General features: G+C 65.2%; 14 protein-coding genes and 1 other RNA gene. 10 read left to right on the top strand and 5 right to left on the bottom strand.

Annotated elements, in window-relative coordinates; genetic code table 11:
- Nucleotides 1-13: 13 nt before the first annotated feature.
- The 4 genes from CAF78_RS14880 to CAF78_RS14865 form a co-directional block, all read right to left on the bottom strand.
- Entirely contained in the window at nucleotides 14-622 is a 609-nt protein-coding gene (locus tag CAF78_RS14880; protein ID WP_085676402.1) for a 5-formyltetrahydrofolate cyclo-ligase, read from the bottom strand.
- A 56-nt stretch (nucleotides 623-678) separates the two neighbouring features.
- Nucleotides 679-858: non-coding RNA, 6S RNA (ssrS, locus tag CAF78_RS14875), on the bottom strand.
- Nucleotides 859-875: 17 nt separating this feature from the next.
- Nucleotides 876-1,196, bottom strand: a complete 321-nt coding sequence (locus CAF78_RS14870) for a cell division protein ZapA (protein ID WP_085676401.1) — start codon at nucleotides 1,194-1,196, stop codon at nucleotides 876-878.
- The gene (locus tag CAF78_RS14865; protein ID WP_029886233.1) at nucleotides 1,193-1,375 is read right to left on the bottom strand and encodes a TIGR02449 family protein; all 183 of its coding nucleotides are present in this window, start codon (nucleotides 1,373-1,375) and stop codon (nucleotides 1,193-1,195) included. Before CAF78_RS14865 ends, CAF78_RS14870 begins: the two co-directional genes overlap by 4 nt.
- A gap of 182 nt (nucleotides 1,376-1,557) precedes the next feature.
- Here CAF78_RS14865 and CAF78_RS14860 point away from each other — a divergent pair, with 182 nt between their 5' ends.
- The 10 genes from CAF78_RS14860 to gcvP all read left to right on the top strand — a co-directional run bounded on the left by CAF78_RS14860 (nucleotide 1,558) and on the right by gcvP (nucleotide 13,961).
- Complete coding sequence (locus CAF78_RS14860; RefSeq protein ID WP_027920874.1) at nucleotides 1,558-2,112, top strand: YecA family protein; 555 nt, start codon at nucleotides 1,558-1,560, stop codon at nucleotides 2,110-2,112.
- A gap of 22 nt (nucleotides 2,113-2,134) precedes the next feature.
- Nucleotides 2,135-3,469, top strand: a complete 1,335-nt coding sequence (gene pepP, locus CAF78_RS14855) for a Xaa-Pro aminopeptidase (RefSeq protein ID WP_085676400.1) — start codon at nucleotides 2,135-2,137, stop codon at nucleotides 3,467-3,469.
- Nucleotides 3,466-4,665 (top strand): 2-octaprenyl-6-methoxyphenyl hydroxylase, encoded by a 1,200-nt coding sequence (gene ubiH, locus CAF78_RS14850; protein WP_085676399.1) that lies wholly within the window; start codon nucleotides 3,466-3,468, stop codon nucleotides 4,663-4,665. The genes pepP and ubiH overlap by 4 nt, the downstream gene beginning before the upstream one ends.
- On the top strand, nucleotides 4,662-5,144 hold the full coding sequence (locus tag CAF78_RS14845) for a DUF4442 domain-containing protein (protein WP_085676398.1): 483 nt from the start codon (nucleotides 4,662-4,664) through the stop codon (nucleotides 5,142-5,144). Before ubiH ends, CAF78_RS14845 begins: the two co-directional genes overlap by 4 nt.
- 9 nt (nucleotides 5,145-5,153) lie before the next feature.
- On the top strand, nucleotides 5,154-6,371 hold the full coding sequence (locus CAF78_RS14840; protein WP_177408545.1) for a 2-octaprenyl-3-methyl-6-methoxy-1,4-benzoquinol hydroxylase: 1,218 nt from the start codon (nucleotides 5,154-5,156) through the stop codon (nucleotides 6,369-6,371).
- A gap of 117 nt (nucleotides 6,372-6,488) precedes the next feature.
- Nucleotides 6,489-7,490 (top strand): extracellular solute-binding protein, encoded by a 1,002-nt coding sequence (locus CAF78_RS14835; RefSeq protein ID WP_085676396.1) that lies wholly within the window; start codon nucleotides 6,489-6,491, stop codon nucleotides 7,488-7,490.
- Between the two features lie 141 nt (nucleotides 7,491-7,631).
- Complete coding sequence (locus CAF78_RS14830; RefSeq protein WP_085676446.1) at nucleotides 7,632-9,254, top strand: iron ABC transporter permease; 1,623 nt, start codon at nucleotides 7,632-7,634, stop codon at nucleotides 9,252-9,254.
- A gap of 123 nt (nucleotides 9,255-9,377) precedes the next feature.
- Nucleotides 9,378-10,460 carry a glycine cleavage system aminomethyltransferase GcvT gene (gene gcvT / locus CAF78_RS14825; RefSeq protein WP_085676395.1) on the top strand — a complete coding sequence of 361 codons (1,083 nt, stop codon included), beginning with the start codon at nucleotides 9,378-9,380 and terminating at the stop codon, nucleotides 10,458-10,460.
- 48 nt (nucleotides 10,461-10,508) lie between these two features.
- Nucleotides 10,509-10,892 (top strand): glycine cleavage system protein GcvH, encoded by a 384-nt coding sequence (gcvH, locus tag CAF78_RS14820; RefSeq protein WP_085676394.1) that lies wholly within the window; start codon nucleotides 10,509-10,511, stop codon nucleotides 10,890-10,892.
- Between the two features lie 195 nt (nucleotides 10,893-11,087).
- Nucleotides 11,088-13,961 carry an aminomethyl-transferring glycine dehydrogenase gene (gene gcvP, locus CAF78_RS14815; protein ID WP_085676393.1) on the top strand — a complete coding sequence of 958 codons (2,874 nt, stop codon included), beginning with the start codon at nucleotides 11,088-11,090 and terminating at the stop codon, nucleotides 13,959-13,961.
- Nucleotides 13,962-14,079: 118 nt separating this feature from the next.
- Here the strand turns inward: gcvP and CAF78_RS14810 are convergent, their stop codons facing one another.
- Complete coding sequence (locus CAF78_RS14810; RefSeq protein ID WP_085676392.1) at nucleotides 14,080-14,394, bottom strand: DUF2388 domain-containing protein; 315 nt, start codon at nucleotides 14,392-14,394, stop codon at nucleotides 14,080-14,082.
- Between the last annotated feature and the right edge of the window lie 52 nt (nucleotides 14,395-14,446).

Raw genomic sequence — 14,446 nt, 5'->3', positions numbered from 1 at the left:
TCGCTGACGCCGCTCAGTTCGGCGCCAGGTACCAGCCACGGTCGCTGACCGTGCCCTGCAGTGGTACATCCCAACTGGCCTGTGCCAGCCGCTCGACCTTCTGGCATTCATGCGCCAGCCCCAGCAGCAGTGGTTTCTTCCAGGTCTTGCGACGTGCCTGGTAGGCCAGGCTGCGGTCGTAGAAGCCCCCGCCCATGCCCAGGCGCCCCCCCACTTCATCGAAGCCGACCAGCGGCAACAGGATCAGGTCCAGTGACCAGATCGGGCGCTGACGCCGGCGATCGGTCAACGGTTCTGGAATACGGAAGCGGTTGCGCTTGAGTTTTTCGCCCTGTTCGAAACGCTGGAACACCATGCGCGTGCGCGGCCAGGCATGCAGCACCGGCAGGTAGGTGCGTTTGCCCCGGCGCTGGGCCTCGCGTAGCAGCAGGCGTGGGTCGATTTCACCGTCGTTGGGCAGGTACAAGGCGATGTGCCGGGCGCGGCGGAACAAGGGGTGTTGCGCCAGCTGGCGGAACAGGCCGCGTGAGGCCTGGTGTTGCTGGGCGGGTGTAAGGGCGCGGCGGGCGTTGCGAAGCAGACGACGAAGCTGGGGGCGGGTAAGCGGCGCAGTTTCGGTCATGGCACTGGCTATCCCAGGTGTCGGATTGCCCAGCTGAGCGCTGGGCAGGAAGAATCAGGCTCCCCGATAAGACCGCTATCGGTGTAGCCCTTGAACCCGAAAGTTCAAGGTGGAGATTGCAGGGGGCGTTAAGGCTTTCCGTCGGGCGGACATGCACACCGGCCCCAGCGTGCAACCCCCGTGGTTGTGCGTATCGGCTCAGGGACATAACCGACTGGCGCATCCCCCAGGGAGTGGCGCCAGTATACCAATCTCAGCCGTTTTTGGTACCCGCATCGTCGGACAAAGCCTGATCGACCCGCTCCAGCAGGTCACGCACCTGTTCACGGCTGGTGCCACTGACCGGCGCCTCGGTGCGGTCTTCCTGGCGGTGCAGCATCTCGTGCGTGATGTTCAACGCTGCCATGACCGCAATGCGGTCGGCCCCGATCACCTTGCCGCTGCTGCGGATCTCGCGCATCTTGCCGTCCAGGTAGCGCGCGGCGCTGACCAGGTTGTTGCGCTCTTCCGGCGGGCAGATGATCGAATACTCCTTGTCGAGGATCTGCACGGTGACGCTATTGCTTGAACTCATGAGTCTTGCTCCAGGGCCTTCAGGCGTAAAATCATCGACTCGACCTTGCGCTTGGCGATCTCGTTCTTTTCGATGAGGTGGGCGCGCTCCTCGCGCCAGGATTTTTCCTGAGCTACTAGGAGTGCATTTTGCCGTTTTAGTTGCTCGACGCGTTCGATCAGCAACTCGAACCGGCTCATCAGCGCTTGCAGGTCGTTCTCTTGCGTGGGTTGCACTCGATTCGCTCCGTCGTTGAATCACCCTGCGATGATGCCTCTCCCGGCGCAGCGGCGGCCAGTGCCGATGGTCTTGGCGCGCCTGCCGGTGCTAGGATACAAGGTCTTCATTCTAGTCAAATGCGCCGTCTGGCGCCTAGCCGACCATGCCTAATACTCAATCGCCTTATGTTGCCTTCGCCATGCTGCTCTCGAGCAATGGCCACCCTGTAACCCCTGCCGAGCTGCACGGCCTGTTGATCGGGCGCAGCTGTGCCGGTGCAGGCTTCGATGCCGAGGCCTGGCTGGCCGATGCCGCCCAATTGCTGGAAACCGAGCCCGGCGACACCGTGCGCAATGCCCTGATCGGCCTGCAAGAGATGGTCAAGGGCGAGCTGAACAGCGAAGACATGGCCATCGTCCTGCTGCTGCCCAGCGACGATGCCGCACTGGCCGACCGCGCCGAGGCGCTGGGCCAGTGGTGCCAGGGCTTCATCACCGGTTTTGGCCTGAACGCGGGTGGCAAGGACCTGTCTACCGAAGCCAAGGAAGTGCTGCAGGACCTGGTGGCCATTTCCCAGGTGCAGGAAGCACTCGAAGAATCCGAAGACGGCGAGAGCGACTACATGGAAGTCATGGAGTACCTGCGCGTCGCACCGCTGCTGCTGTACACGGAGCTGGCCGCGCCTGCCGCACCTGCGCCAAAACCTTCGCTGCATTGATCAACCGGGGGTAGTTCTGCCCATGAGCCACATACCCAAGGCCGAGTATGCCCGTCGGCGCAAGGCGCTGATGGCGCAGATGGTCCCCAACAGCATTGCCATTTTGCCCGCCGCCGCCGTTGCCATCCGCAACCGCGACGTCGAGCACGTGTACCGCCAGGACAGCGATTTCCAGTACCTCAGCGGCTTCCCTGAGCCGGAGGCGGTGATTGCCCTGATCCCTGGCCGCGAGCATGGCGAGTACGTGTTGTTCTGCCGTGAGCGCAACCCGGAGCGTGAGCAATGGGATGGGCTGCGTGCCGGCCAGGAAGGCGCAGTCCGTGACTTCGGTGCGGACGATGCGTTCCCGATCACCGACATCGACGAGATCCTGCCGGGCCTGATCGAAGGCCGCGAACGGGTCTACAGCGCCATGGGCAGCAATGCGGAGTTCGACCGCCGGCTGATGGACTGGATCAACGTGATCCGCTCCAAGGCACGCCTTGGCGCCCAGCCGCCGAACGAGTTCGTTGCGCTGGATCATCTGCTGCACGACATGCGCCTGTATAAATCGGCAGCGGAAGTGAAGGTGATGCGAGCCGCCGCCGATATCTCCGCGCGTGCCCATGTGCGGGCCATGCAGGCCTGCCGCGCCGGGCTGCACGAGTACAGCCTGGAAGCCGAGCTGGACTACGAGTTCCGCAAGGGTGGGGCAAAGATGCCCGCCTACGGCTCGATCGTCGCCGCCGGGCGCAATGGCTGCATCCTGCATTACCAGCAGAACGATGCCCCGCTCAAGGACGGCGACCTGGTGCTGATCGATGCCGGTTGCGAAATCGACTGCTACGCCAGCGACATCACCCGTACCTTCCCGGTCAGCGGGCGTTTTTCGCCCGAGCAGAAGGCCATCTACGAGCTGGTGCTCAAGGCCCAGGCCGCTGCCTTTGCCGAGATCGCCCCGGGCAAGCACTGGAACCACGCCCACGAGGCGACGGTGCGGGTCATCACCGAAGGCCTGGTGGCGCTCGGCCTGCTCAAGGGCGAGGTGCAGGCGCTGATCGACAGCGAGGCCTACCGAGCCTTCTACATGCACCGCGCCGGGCACTGGCTGGGCATGGATGTGCACGATGTCGGCGAGTACAAGGTGGGGGGCGAGTGGCGGGTACTGGAGCCCGGCATGGCGCTGACTGTCGAGCCCGGCATCTACATTGCCGCCGACAACCAGGAGGTCGCGAAGAAATGGCGCGGCATCGGCATCAGGATCGAGGATGACGTGGTAGTGACCAAGCAAGGTTGTGAAATCCTGACGTCGGGTGTGCCCCGTACGGTTACCGAAATCGAGGCGCTGATGCAGGCTGCACGTAAGGACGCGGCATGAGCCGGGTCAACCTGGCGATCATCGGCGGTGGCCTGGTCGGTGCGAGCCTGGCCCTGGCCCTGCAGGCCGGCGCCAAGGCGCGCGGCTGGAAGATCCTGCTGATCGAGCCGTTCGCCCCGGGTGACAGCTTCCAGCCCAGCTACGATGCGCGTTCTTCGGCGCTGTCGTTCGGCACCCGGCAGATCTACCAGCACCTTGGCCTGTGGCAAACCATCAGCCCGCGTGCCGAGCCGATCCGGCAAATCCAGGTGTCCGACCGTGGCCGCTTCGGCGCCACCCGCCTGGACGCCCTGGAAGAAGGGGTGCCGGCGCTGGGCTACGTGGTGGAAAACGCCTGGCTCGGCCAATGCCTGTGGCAGGGGCTGGACAGCGAGGTGGTGAGCTGGCGCTGCCCGGCCGAGGTGAAGGCGATGCAGGCCATCGAGGGTGGCTACCGCCTGCTGCTGGACGACGACACCAGCCTGGAATGCGACCTCGCCGTGCTGGCCGATGGCGGCCGTTCCGGCCTGCGCGAGCAACTGGGCATTCATGTGCGCCGCACACCGTATGAGCAGAGCGCGCTGATCGCCAACATCACCCCGGGCGAGGCCCACGGCGGCCAGGCCTTCGAGCGCTTCACCGAGCAGGGCCCGATGGCCTTGCTGCCTCTGCCGGAAAACCGCTGCGCGCTGGTCTGGACCCGGCAGGGGATGGATGCCCGGCGCCTGGCCGAGATCGACGAGCGCAGCTTCCTGCGCGAGCTGCAGGATGCCTTCGGCTATCGCCTCGGCGCCCTGCGCCAGGTCGGTGCCCGGCATCTGTACCCGCTGGCGCTGATCGAGGCCGAAGAGCAGGTGCGGCCACACCTGGTGGTGCTGGGCAACGCAGCGCACAGCCTGCACCCGATCGCCGGCCAAGGCTTCAACCTGTCGCTGCGTGACGTGCAGTCGCTGGCCGATGCCTTGTTGGCAGGCCCACAGCATCCAGGCGACCTGGCGAGCCTGCAGGGCTATCGCCAGCGCCAGCGACTCGACCAGGCCCTGACCATCGGCTTCTCCGACCAGGTGACCCGCCTGTTCGGCAGCAACCAGCCGTTGCTGGCGGCCGGGCGCAACATCGGCCTGCTCGGGCTCGACCTGCTGCCACCGGCAAAAAGCTGGTTCGCCCGCCAGGCCATGGGCCTCGGTACCCGGCCCGATCCGCGGGGCCAGGCATGAGCAACCCGCGCAGGCTGGCGCGCCGGGCGCGCATGTTGCGCTGGCTGCTGAACTTCTACCCGCCCTACATCGGCGCCGGTATCCACATCCAGCACATCAGCCCCGACATGCGCAGCGTCAAGGTGCGCATGAAGCTGACCCGCTGGAACCGCAACTACGTCGGCACCCAGTTTGGCGGCAGCCTGTACTCGATGGTCGACCCGTTCTACATGCTGCTGCTGATCGAGCAGCTGGGGCGCGAGTACATCGTCTGGGACAAGGCCGCGAGCATCGACTTCATCGCCCCGGGCAAGGGCACGGTGTACGCCGAATTTCACGTCGATGACGCGCTGCTGGACGAGATCCGCCAGCAGACCGCCAGCGGCAAGAAGTACCTGCCACGTGTGCAGGTCGATATCCGTGACCAAGCCGGCGAGCTGGTGGCACGGGTCGATAAAACCCTATACGTGCGGCTCAAGCCGCAAGCGAGGCAGGCGTAAGGCATGGAAATGCGCGCAGATCTGTTGATTGTCGGTGCCGGTATGGTCGGCAGCGCCCTGGCCCTGGCGCTTCGCCACAGCGGCCTGGAAATTCTCCTGCTCGATGGCGGCCCGCTGTCGGTCAAACCGTTCGACGGCGCCGCACCGTTCGAGCCACGGGTGAGTGCCCTGTCGGCGGCCAGCCAGCGCATCCTCGAACGCCTGGGTGCCTGGGACGGTATCGCCAGTCGGCGCGTGTCGCCGTATTCCGACATGCATGTATGGGATGGCAGCGGCACCGGTCAGATTCATTTCTCGGCAGGCAGCGTGCACGCCCAGGTGCTCGGCCACATCGTCGAGAACCGGGTGGTACAGGACGGTCTGCTGGAGCGCCTGCACGACAGCGACATCGGCCTGTTGCCCAATGCCCGCCTGGAGCAGCTGCGCCGTTCCGGTGACGAATGGCTGCTGACCCTCGCCGACGGCCGCCAGCTACGCACACCGCTGGTGGTCGCCGCCGACGGCGCCAACTCGGCGGTGCGCCGCCTGGCCGGCTGCGAGACCCGCGAATGGGATTACCTGCACCACGCGATCGTTACCAGCGTGCGCTGCAGCGCCGCGCACCAGGCCACTGCCTGGCAGCGGTTCACCGATGAGGGGCCGCTGGCGTTCCTGCCGTTGTCGCGTGACGGCAAGCAGGACTGGTGCTCGATCGTCTGGTCGACGACGCCGGAGCAGGCCGAGCAGATCATGGCGCTGGATGACGAAGCCTTCCTCAAGGCTCTGGAACGCGCCTTCGAAGGTCGCCTGGGCAATGTGCTGGAGGCCGACCCACGCGTCTGCGTGCCGTTGCGCCAGCGCCACGCCAAGCGCTACGTGGACGAAGGGCTGGTGCTGATCGGGGATGCCGCGCACACCATTCACCCGTTGGCCGGGCAGGGTGTCAACCTGGGCTTCCTGGATGCCGCCGTGCTGGCCGAGGTGCTGGAGCATGCCTGCGAGCGCGGTGAGCGGTTGGCGGATGTGAAGGTGCTCAGCCGTTATGAGCGCCGGCGCATGCCGCACAACCTGGCGTTGATGGCGGCGATGGAAGGCTTCGAGCGGCTGTTCCAGGCCAACCCGCTGCCGTTGCGCTGGTTGCGCAACAGCGGGTTGAAGCTGGTGGAGCAGATGCCGGAAGCCAAGGCGATGTTCGTGCGCCAGGCCTTGGGGTTGACCGGGGACCTGCCGGAGCTGGCCAAGGCTTGAGATGGCTGGGGGCTGCTTTGCAGTCCTCTGCAACATCCGGTAACTGCTCGGATGATGAGCTGGAAAATGGGATTCACTACCATTTGCACCTCTCATACGATCCGAGGAGCGCTTTCCATGTTGCCACGCAAGCCCCTATTGGCCGCCCTGGCCCTGACCCTGTTCGGCGGCACCGCCCAGGCGGCGGACGAAGTGGTGGTGTACTCCTCGCGCATCGACGAGCTGATCAAGCCGGTCTTCGACGCCTACACCGCCAAGACCGGAGTCAAGGTCAAGTTCATCACCGACAAGGAAGCCCCGCTGATGCAGCGCATCAAGGCCGAGGGCGAGAACGGTGTGGCCGACCTGCTGCTCACCGTCGATGCCGGCAACCTCTGGCAGGCCGAGCAAATGGGCATCCTGCAGCCGATCAAGTCGGACATCATCGACCAGAACATCCCGCCGCAGTACCGCGCTTCGTCCCATGACTGGACCGGCCTCAGCCTGCGTGCGCGGACCATCGTCTACTCCACCGAGCGGGTCAAGCCGGCCGAGCTGACCACCTACGAGGCCCTCGCCGACAAGCACTGGGAAGGCCGCCTGTGCCTGCGCACGGCGAAGAAGGTGTACAACCAGTCGCTGACCGCCACGCTGATCGAGAACCACGGCGAGGCCAAGACCGAACAGATCGTCAAAGGCTGGGTCGGCAACCTGGCCACCGATGTGTTCTCCGACGACAACTCGGTGATCCAGGCCATCGAGGCCGGCCAGTGCGATGTGGGCGTGGTCAACACCTACTACTACGGTCGCCTGCACGCGCAGAACCCGAAGCTGCCAGTGAAGATCTTCTGGCCCAACCAGGGTGACCGTGGCGTGCACGTCAACCTGTCGGGCATCGGCCTGACCAAGCATGCGCCGCACCCGGAAGCCGCCAAGAAGCTGGTCGAGTGGATGACCGGCGAGGAGGCGCAGAAGCTGTTCGCCGACATCAACCAGGAGTTCCCGGCCAATCCGAAGGTCAAACCGTCGGATGAAGTGGCGGCCTGGGGCAGCTTCAAGGCCGACAGCATTCCGGTGGAAGTGGCCGGCAAGCGCCAGGCCGAGGCCATTCGCCTGATGGATCGCGCTGGCTGGAACTAAGCAACAGGCTTTACTCTTCCGGGGCCTTCACGGGCCTCTTCGCGGGCATGCCCGCTCCCGCAGGAATACTCGATCCCTGTGGGAGCGGGCATGCCCGCGAACGACCGCAAAGCGGTCGCAATCAGCCACAGAGACATTCACTTGCCCCATACCGCCCAACGCCGCTGGTACCTCCCGGTCACCCTGACCGCCGCCTTGGTCCTCCTGCCCCTGAGCGTGCTGCTGCTGTCCTGGCAGTCCATCGACCTGCAGATCTGGTCGCACCTGCTCGACACCCAGATGGGCCGCCTGCTGGGCAATACCGCGACCCTGGTGGTCGGCGTCGGTATCGGCGTCACCCTGCTCGGCGTCAGCCTGGCTTGGCTCACCAGCCTCTGTGAGTTCCCCGGCCGGCGCTGGCTCGACTGGGCGCTCATGCTGCCGTTCGCCATCCCGGCCTATGTGCTGGCCTTCGTCTTCGTCGGCCTGCTCGACTTTGCCGGCCCCGTACAGAGCGCCCTGCGCGAGGTGTTCGGGCCCATGCGCCTGCCACGGGTACGCTCTACCGGTGGGGTGATTATCGTGCTGGTGCTGGTGTTCTACCCCTATGTCTACCTGCTGGCGCGCACGGCGTTCCTGGCCCAGGGCAAGGGCTTGATGGAGGCTGCGCGGGTACTTGGCCTGTCACCCCTGCAAGCCTTCTGGCGGGTAGCCCTGCCGATGGCGCGGCCAGCGATTGGTGCCGGCATCGCCCTGGCGCTGATGGAGACCCTGGCCGATTTCGGCGCAGTGGCGGTGTTCAACTTCGATACCTTCACCACGGCCATCTACAAGACCTGGTACGGCTTCTTCAGCCTGTCCAGCGCGGCCCAGCTGGCCAGCCTGCTGCTGTTGGCGGTGATGCTGGTGCTGTACGGCGAGCGCCGCGCCCGTGGCGCGACCCGCAGCGGCAACGAGCGCCCGCGCGGGCAGGCGCTTTACCACTTGCGCGGGGTCAAGGCGCTGCTGGCCAGCGGCTGGTGCCTGCTGGTGTTCGCCTGCGCATTCGTCATCCCGCTGCTGCAGCTGCTGGTGTGGTTCTGGCAACGCGGTCGGCATGATCTGGACGAGCGGTATGTCGGCCTGGTGCTGCACACCTTGTACCTGGGCGGCATGGCCGCTCTGATCACCGTTTGCGTGGCCCTGCTGCTGGCTTTCGCCCGCCGGCAGGCACCAACCGGCGGCATCCGCGCCGGCGTCGGCCTGGCCAACCTGGGCTATGCCTTGCCGGGCTCGGTGCTGGCGGTGTCGATCATGCTGGCCTTCAGCTACCTGGACAATCAGTTGGTCATACCGCTGTCGACCTGGTTGGGTGGCGCGGGCAAGCCGCTGTTGCTGGGCAGCCTGGCCGCCTTGTTGCTGGCCTACCTGGTGCGCTTCATCGCCGTGGCCTATGGGCCGTTGGAGAGCAGCCTGGAGCGTATCCGCCCATCATTGCCGGAGGCCTCGCGCAGCCTCGGCGTCGGTGGTGTGGGTTTGTTTTTCAAGGTGTATCTGCCGCTGCTGGTGCCGGGTGCCCTGAGCGCCGCGTTGCTGGTGTTCGTCGATGTGCTCAAGGAAATGCCGGCCACCTTGCTGATGCGCCCGTTCGGCTGGGACACCTTGGCGGTCAGGGTGTTCGAGATGACCAGCGAAGGCGAATGGGCGCGTGCCTCGCTGCCAGCACTGACTTTGGTGCTGGTAGGGCTGTTGCCGGTCATCGGGCTGATCCGCCGTTCCGCTCGTCGCCCTGGTCACAGTCACTGAGGATGCCAGCTTGCGCCCTTGCGGCTACAATGCGCGGCATTCGCGCGGCGGGTCCTACAAGAAGAGCTGACGATTAAACGTCATCGACCGCTGCCGCTTCGCCACGCCCGGAAGGAGAAACCCATGGGACAGCGCACGCTTTTGTACGACTTGCACCTGGCGCTTGGCGCCAAGACGGTCGATTTCGGTGGCTGGGACATGCCGCTGCACTATGGCTCGCAGGTCGAGGAGCACCATCAGGTGCGTAGCGACTGCGGAGTCTTCGATGTTTCCCACATGACGGTCATCGACGTCGCTGGCGACGACTCCACGCCCTGGCTGCAACGTCTGCTGGCCAACGACGTGGCCCGCCTCGACGGCACCGGCAAGGCGCTGTATAGCCCGTTGCTCAACGAAGACGGCGGGGTCATCGACGACCTGATCGTCTACCGTACCCAAAGCGGCTACCGCCTGGTCACCAACGCGGCCACGCGGGCGAAGGTCCTCGATTGGCTGGAACATCAGAGCGCAGGGTTCAGCGTCTCGTTCGACGTTCGCCCGGACCTTGCCATTCTCGCCATTCAGGGGCCGCACGCCCGCGAGAAAGTCGCCGCGCTGCTGAGCCCGGCTCGCGCCGCGCTGATCCGTGAACTGCGCCCGTTCGAAGGTGTTGCCGAAGGCGACTGGTTCATCGCCCGCACCGGCTACACCGGTGAAGACGGCCTGGAAATCATCCTGCCGGGCGATGAGGCCGTAGCGTTCTTCAACGACCTGGTCGGCGCCGGCATCGCGCCGAGCGGCCTGGGGGCGCGTGACACCCTGCGCCTGGAAGCCGGCATGAACCTGTACGGCCAGGACATCGATGAAAGCCACACCCCGCTGACCTCCAACCTGGGTTGGTGCATCGCCTGGGAGCCCGCCGAGCGCAACTTCGTCGGCCGTACCGGGCTGTTGGCGGAAATCGAGCGCGGCGTGCAGGAAAAACTGGTTGGCCTGGTGCTGGAAGAGCGCGGCGTGCTGCGTGCCCACCAGGTGGTTCGTGTAGCCGGGATTGGCGAAGGGGAGATCACCAGTGGTAGTTTCTCGCCTACGCTGAGCAAGTCCATTGCCCTGGCGCGTGTGCCCATGGCTACCGGTGACCGTGCCGAGGTCGAGATCCGCGGCAAGTGGTACCCGGTGCGGGTGGTCAAACCGACCTTCGTGCGCCAAGGCAAGATTCTGATCTGAACATTCAACGGCGGGCCGAACCGCTGACCCAAACGAGGAATTCAAGACATGAGCAATATCCCCGCCGATCTGCGTTTCGCCGAAAGCCACGAGTGGGCGCGCCTGGAAGCTGACGGCAGCGTCACCGTAGGCATCAGCGACCACGCCCAGCAAGCCCTGGGTGACGTGGTGTTCGTCGAGCTGGCCGAAGTCGGCAAGGTGTTCTCTGCTGGCGACGCTGCAGGCGTGGTCGAATCGGTCAAGGCCGCTTCCGACATCTACGCCCCGGTTGCCGGTGAAGTGATCGCGGTCAACGAAGAGCTGGCCGACAGCCCGGAGCTGCTCAACGAAGAGCCTTACGAGTCGTGGATCTTCAAGCTCAAGCCAAGCAACCCGGCCGAGCTCGACAACTTGCTGGATGCCGCTGGCTACAAGGCCTTGATCGGCGAGTAAAACCGCGTCGCCTGCTTCGCGGGCAAGCCCGCTCCCACAGGTTAACCGCAGGCCGTGAGCCGGGTGCTGTCCCTGTGGGAGCGGGCTTGCCCGCGAAGAGGCCGGCCCTGCCAGCGCAAGATTCCCCGCAGAATCGGCAATCCTTCCTAGACTTATAAGTCTCCATGAGACCTGGTCTAGGAAGAGAGCGTCGACATGTCCCAGTCGCCATCCCTGCATCAACTGCAAGAGCTCAACCCTTTCCTGCGTCGCCACCTGGGGCCCGATGCCTCGGAGCAGCAGGCAATGCTCAGCGCCCTCGGCCTCGACAGCCGCAGCGAGCTGATCGAGCAGACCGTGCCGCCAGGCATCCGCTTCAACCGTGCCCTCGACCTGCCACCGGCTTTGGATGAACAGGCTGCGCTAGCCAGGCTCGCAGGCTTCGCCGAGCAGAACCAGGTGTGGACCAGCCTCATCGGCATGGGCTACCACGGCACCGTCACGCCCACCGTCATCCTGCGCAACGTGCTGGAAAACCCCGGCTGGTACACCGCCTACACGCCCTACCAGCCCGAAATCGCCCAAGGCCGGCTGGAGGCGCTGCTCAATTTCCAGCAGATGGTCATCGACCTTACCGGGCTGGCGCTGGCCAACGCGTCATTGCTCGACGAAGCCACGGCGGCAGCCGAAGCCATGGCCCTGGCCAAGCGGGTGGCGCGCAACAAGAGCAATGCGTTCTTTGCCGACGAGCACTGCCATCCACAGACCTTGTCGGTGCTGAAAACCCGCGCCGAAGGGTTTGGTTTCCAACTGATCGTCGATGCTGTGGATAACCTTTCAAAGCACCAGGTTTTCGGCGCTTTGCTGCAGTACCCGGACACCCATGGCGAGGTGCGCGACCTGCGCCCGCTCATCGACCAGTTGCACAGCCAGCAGGCCCTGGCCTGCGTGGCCGCCGACCTGCTCAGCCTGGTGGTGCTGACTCCACCTGGCGAGCTCGGCGCCGATGTGGTACTGGGTTCGACCCAGCGCTTCGGCGTACCCATGGGCTACGGCGGCCCGCACGCCGCCTATTTCGCTTGTCGTGACGACTACAAGCGGGCGATGCCCGGGCGCATCATCGGTGTGTCCCGCGATGCCCGTGGCAATACCGCGCTGCGCATGGCCCTGCAGACCCGCGAGCAGCATATCCGCCGCGAAAAGGCCAACTCCAACATCTGCACAGCCCAGGTGCTGTTGGCCAACATCGCCGGCTTCTACGCGGTGTATCACGGCCCCGAGGGCCTGCAGCGCATTGCCCAGCGCGTGCATCGGCTGACCTTCGTGCTGGCAGCAGGCCTTGAGGCCAAAGGCATCAAGCGCCTCAACCAGCACTTTTTCGACACCTTGACCCTGGACGTCGGTGGTGCCCAGGCAGCGATCATTGAAAGCGCCGAAGCCGCGCGCATCAACCTGCGCATTCTGGGGCGCGGCCATCTGGGCGTGAGCCTGGACGAAACCTGTAACGAGGCCACCGTGCTGCGGCTGCTGGATATTTTCCTGGGCGTCGATCACGGCCTGGATATCGCCACGCTCGACCAGCACGCGCTGCCCGAAGGCATCCCCGCAGCGCTGGTGCGGCGTACGCCGTTCCTCAGCCACCCGGTATTCAACCTGCACCACAGCGAAACCGAGATGCTGCGCTACCTCAAACAGCTGGAGAACAAGGACCTGGCGCTGAACCAGTCGATGATCCCGCTTGGCTCCTGCACCATGAAGCTCAATGCCACCAGCGAGATGATCCCCATCACCTGGCCCGCATTCGCCCAGCTTCACCCCTTTGCGCCCGCCGCACAGGCCACGGGCTACAAGGCGATGATCGACGAGCTGGAAAGCTGGTTGTGCGCCATTACCGGCTTCGATGCCATTTGCATGCAGCCCAACTCCGGCGCCCAGGGCGAATACGCCGGGCTCATGGCCATCACCCGCTATCACCGCAGCCGTCATCAGCCCCAGCGCACGCTGTGCCTGATCCCGTCGTCGGCCCACGGCACCAACCCGGCATCGGCGCAGATGGCAGGCATGGAAGTGGTGATCGTCGATTGTGACGAGGCTGGCAACGTCGACCTCGAAGACCTCAAGGCCAAGGCCCATGCCGCTGGCGACAAGCTGTCATGCCTGATGGTCACCTATCCCTCGACCCATGGCGTATACGAAGAGGGCATCCGCGAGATCTGCGAGGTGGTCCACCAGCACGGTGGCCAGGTGTACATGGACGGCGCCAACCTCAACGCTCAGGTCGGCCTGACGCGGCCGGCGGATATCGGCGCCGATGTGTCGCACATGAACCTGCACAAGACTTTCTGCATTCCCCATGGCGGTGGCGGCCCGGGCATGGGGCCGATCGGCATCCGTGCTCACCTCAAGCCGTTCGTCGCCAGCCACCCGGTGGTGCCGGTGCCGGGGCTGGACCCGAACAACAGTGCAGTCAGCGCCGCGCCTTGGGGAAGCGCAAGCATCCTGCCGATCAGCTGGATGTACATTGCCATGATGGGCCCGCAGCTTGCCGACGCGAGCGAAGTGGCGATCCTCTCGGCCAACTACCTGGCCAGCCAGCTCGGCGGTGCGTTCCCGGTGCTGTACCGCGGGCGCAACCAGCGCGTGGCCCATGAGTGCATCCTCGACCTGCGGCCGCTCAAGGCGCAGACCGGCATTACCGAGGAGGACGTTGCCAAACGCCTGATGGACTATGGCTTCCATGCCCCGACCATGTCGTTCCCGGTGCCGGGGACCCTGATGGTCGAGCCCACGGAAAGCGAGTCGAAGGCCGAGCTTGACCGCTTCGTCGAAGCGATGCTGGCGATACGCGCGGAAATTGCCGAGGTGCAGGAAGGTCATTGGCCGGCGGAGGACAACCCGCTCAAGCATGCGCCGCATACCTTGGCTGACGTGCTGGCGCCGTGGACCCGGCCTTACAGCCTGGAGCAGGCGATTGCACCCAGTACCCATGTGCGGCTGCACAAGTACTGGCCTGCGGTGAACCGGGTCGACAATGTGTATGGTGACAGGAATCTGTTCTGTTCCTGTGTGCCGGTGGAGGCTTACCGGTAAGGCCTGGGGGCGGTGCTGGATTCTTCGCGGGCCAGCCCGCTCCCACAGGTATTGCGCAGCGTTTGAGAGCGGTGCGGTCCTTGTGGGAGCGGGCTCGCCCGCGAAGCAGGAGACGCGGTTATTCGGCTACCGCGTTCTTGGCCAGGATGGCGTTGGCCAGGTCCATGTCCGAAGCTTGCATCCCTGGGTTCTCGGCACGCACCTGCTGCAGCGCCTGCTCAAGGAACGGCCCGCGAATCGCCCCCTCACTGGCGACGAAGCTGCCGGCGTCATCCTGCGCCGCCAGTACCAGCTTGTGGTCATGCGAAGTGATGTAGCTCGACGCCGTGGTCGCGCCGGAAGTCATTACGTTACGCCAGAAGGTATCGGCCATGGCGGAGCCAACAGGCAGCGAAAGCAGGGCAGCCGCTGCAATGGCGGTTTTGAGACGCATGATGAAACACCTCGAAGGGTGAGGGTTGGAGATGGCCGGTTTGATCCGGAAA

Origin of the sequence: Pseudomonas sp. R28(2017) (genome assembly GCF_002112505.1) — a bacterium.
Lineage (GTDB): Bacteria > Pseudomonadota > Gammaproteobacteria > Pseudomonadales > Pseudomonadaceae > Aquipseudomonas.
Note: the sequence above shows the minus strand (reverse complement) of the source record. Positions and strands in the feature narration are given on the sequence as shown.

Bases quoted from the DNA above. Each gene is read 5' to 3' on its own strand.
- CAF78_RS14880 (WP_085676402.1), bottom strand. From the start codon at position 622: ATGACCGAAACTGCGCCGCTTACCCGCCCCCAGCTTCGTCGTCTGCTT.
- CAF78_RS14870 (WP_085676401.1), bottom strand. From the start codon at position 1,196: ATGAGTTCAAGCAATAGCGTCACCGTGCAGATCCTCGACAAGGAGTAT.
- CAF78_RS14865 (WP_029886233.1), bottom strand. From the start codon at position 1,375: ATGAGCCGGTTCGAGTTGCTGATCGAACGCGTCGAGCAACTAAAACGG.
- CAF78_RS14860 (WP_027920874.1), top strand. From the start codon at position 1,558: ATGCCTAATACTCAATCGCCTTATGTTGCCTTCGCCATGCTGCTCTCG.
- pepP (WP_085676400.1), top strand. From the start codon at position 2,135: ATGAGCCACATACCCAAGGCCGAGTATGCCCGTCGGCGCAAGGCGCTG.
- ubiH (WP_085676399.1), top strand. From the start codon at position 3,466: ATGAGCCGGGTCAACCTGGCGATCATCGGCGGTGGCCTGGTCGGTGCG.
- CAF78_RS14845 (WP_085676398.1), top strand. From the start codon at position 4,662: ATGAGCAACCCGCGCAGGCTGGCGCGCCGGGCGCGCATGTTGCGCTGG.
- CAF78_RS14840 (WP_177408545.1), top strand. From the start codon at position 5,154: ATGCGCGCAGATCTGTTGATTGTCGGTGCCGGTATGGTCGGCAGCGCC.
- CAF78_RS14835 (WP_085676396.1), top strand. From the start codon at position 6,489: ATGTTGCCACGCAAGCCCCTATTGGCCGCCCTGGCCCTGACCCTGTTC.
- gcvT (WP_085676395.1), top strand. From the start codon at position 9,378: ATGGGACAGCGCACGCTTTTGTACGACTTGCACCTGGCGCTTGGCGCC.
- gcvH (WP_085676394.1), top strand. From the start codon at position 10,509: ATGAGCAATATCCCCGCCGATCTGCGTTTCGCCGAAAGCCACGAGTGG.
- gcvP (WP_085676393.1), top strand. From the start codon at position 11,088: ATGTCCCAGTCGCCATCCCTGCATCAACTGCAAGAGCTCAACCCTTTC.
- CAF78_RS14810 (WP_085676392.1), bottom strand. From the start codon at position 14,394: ATGCGTCTCAAAACCGCCATTGCAGCGGCTGCCCTGCTTTCGCTGCCT.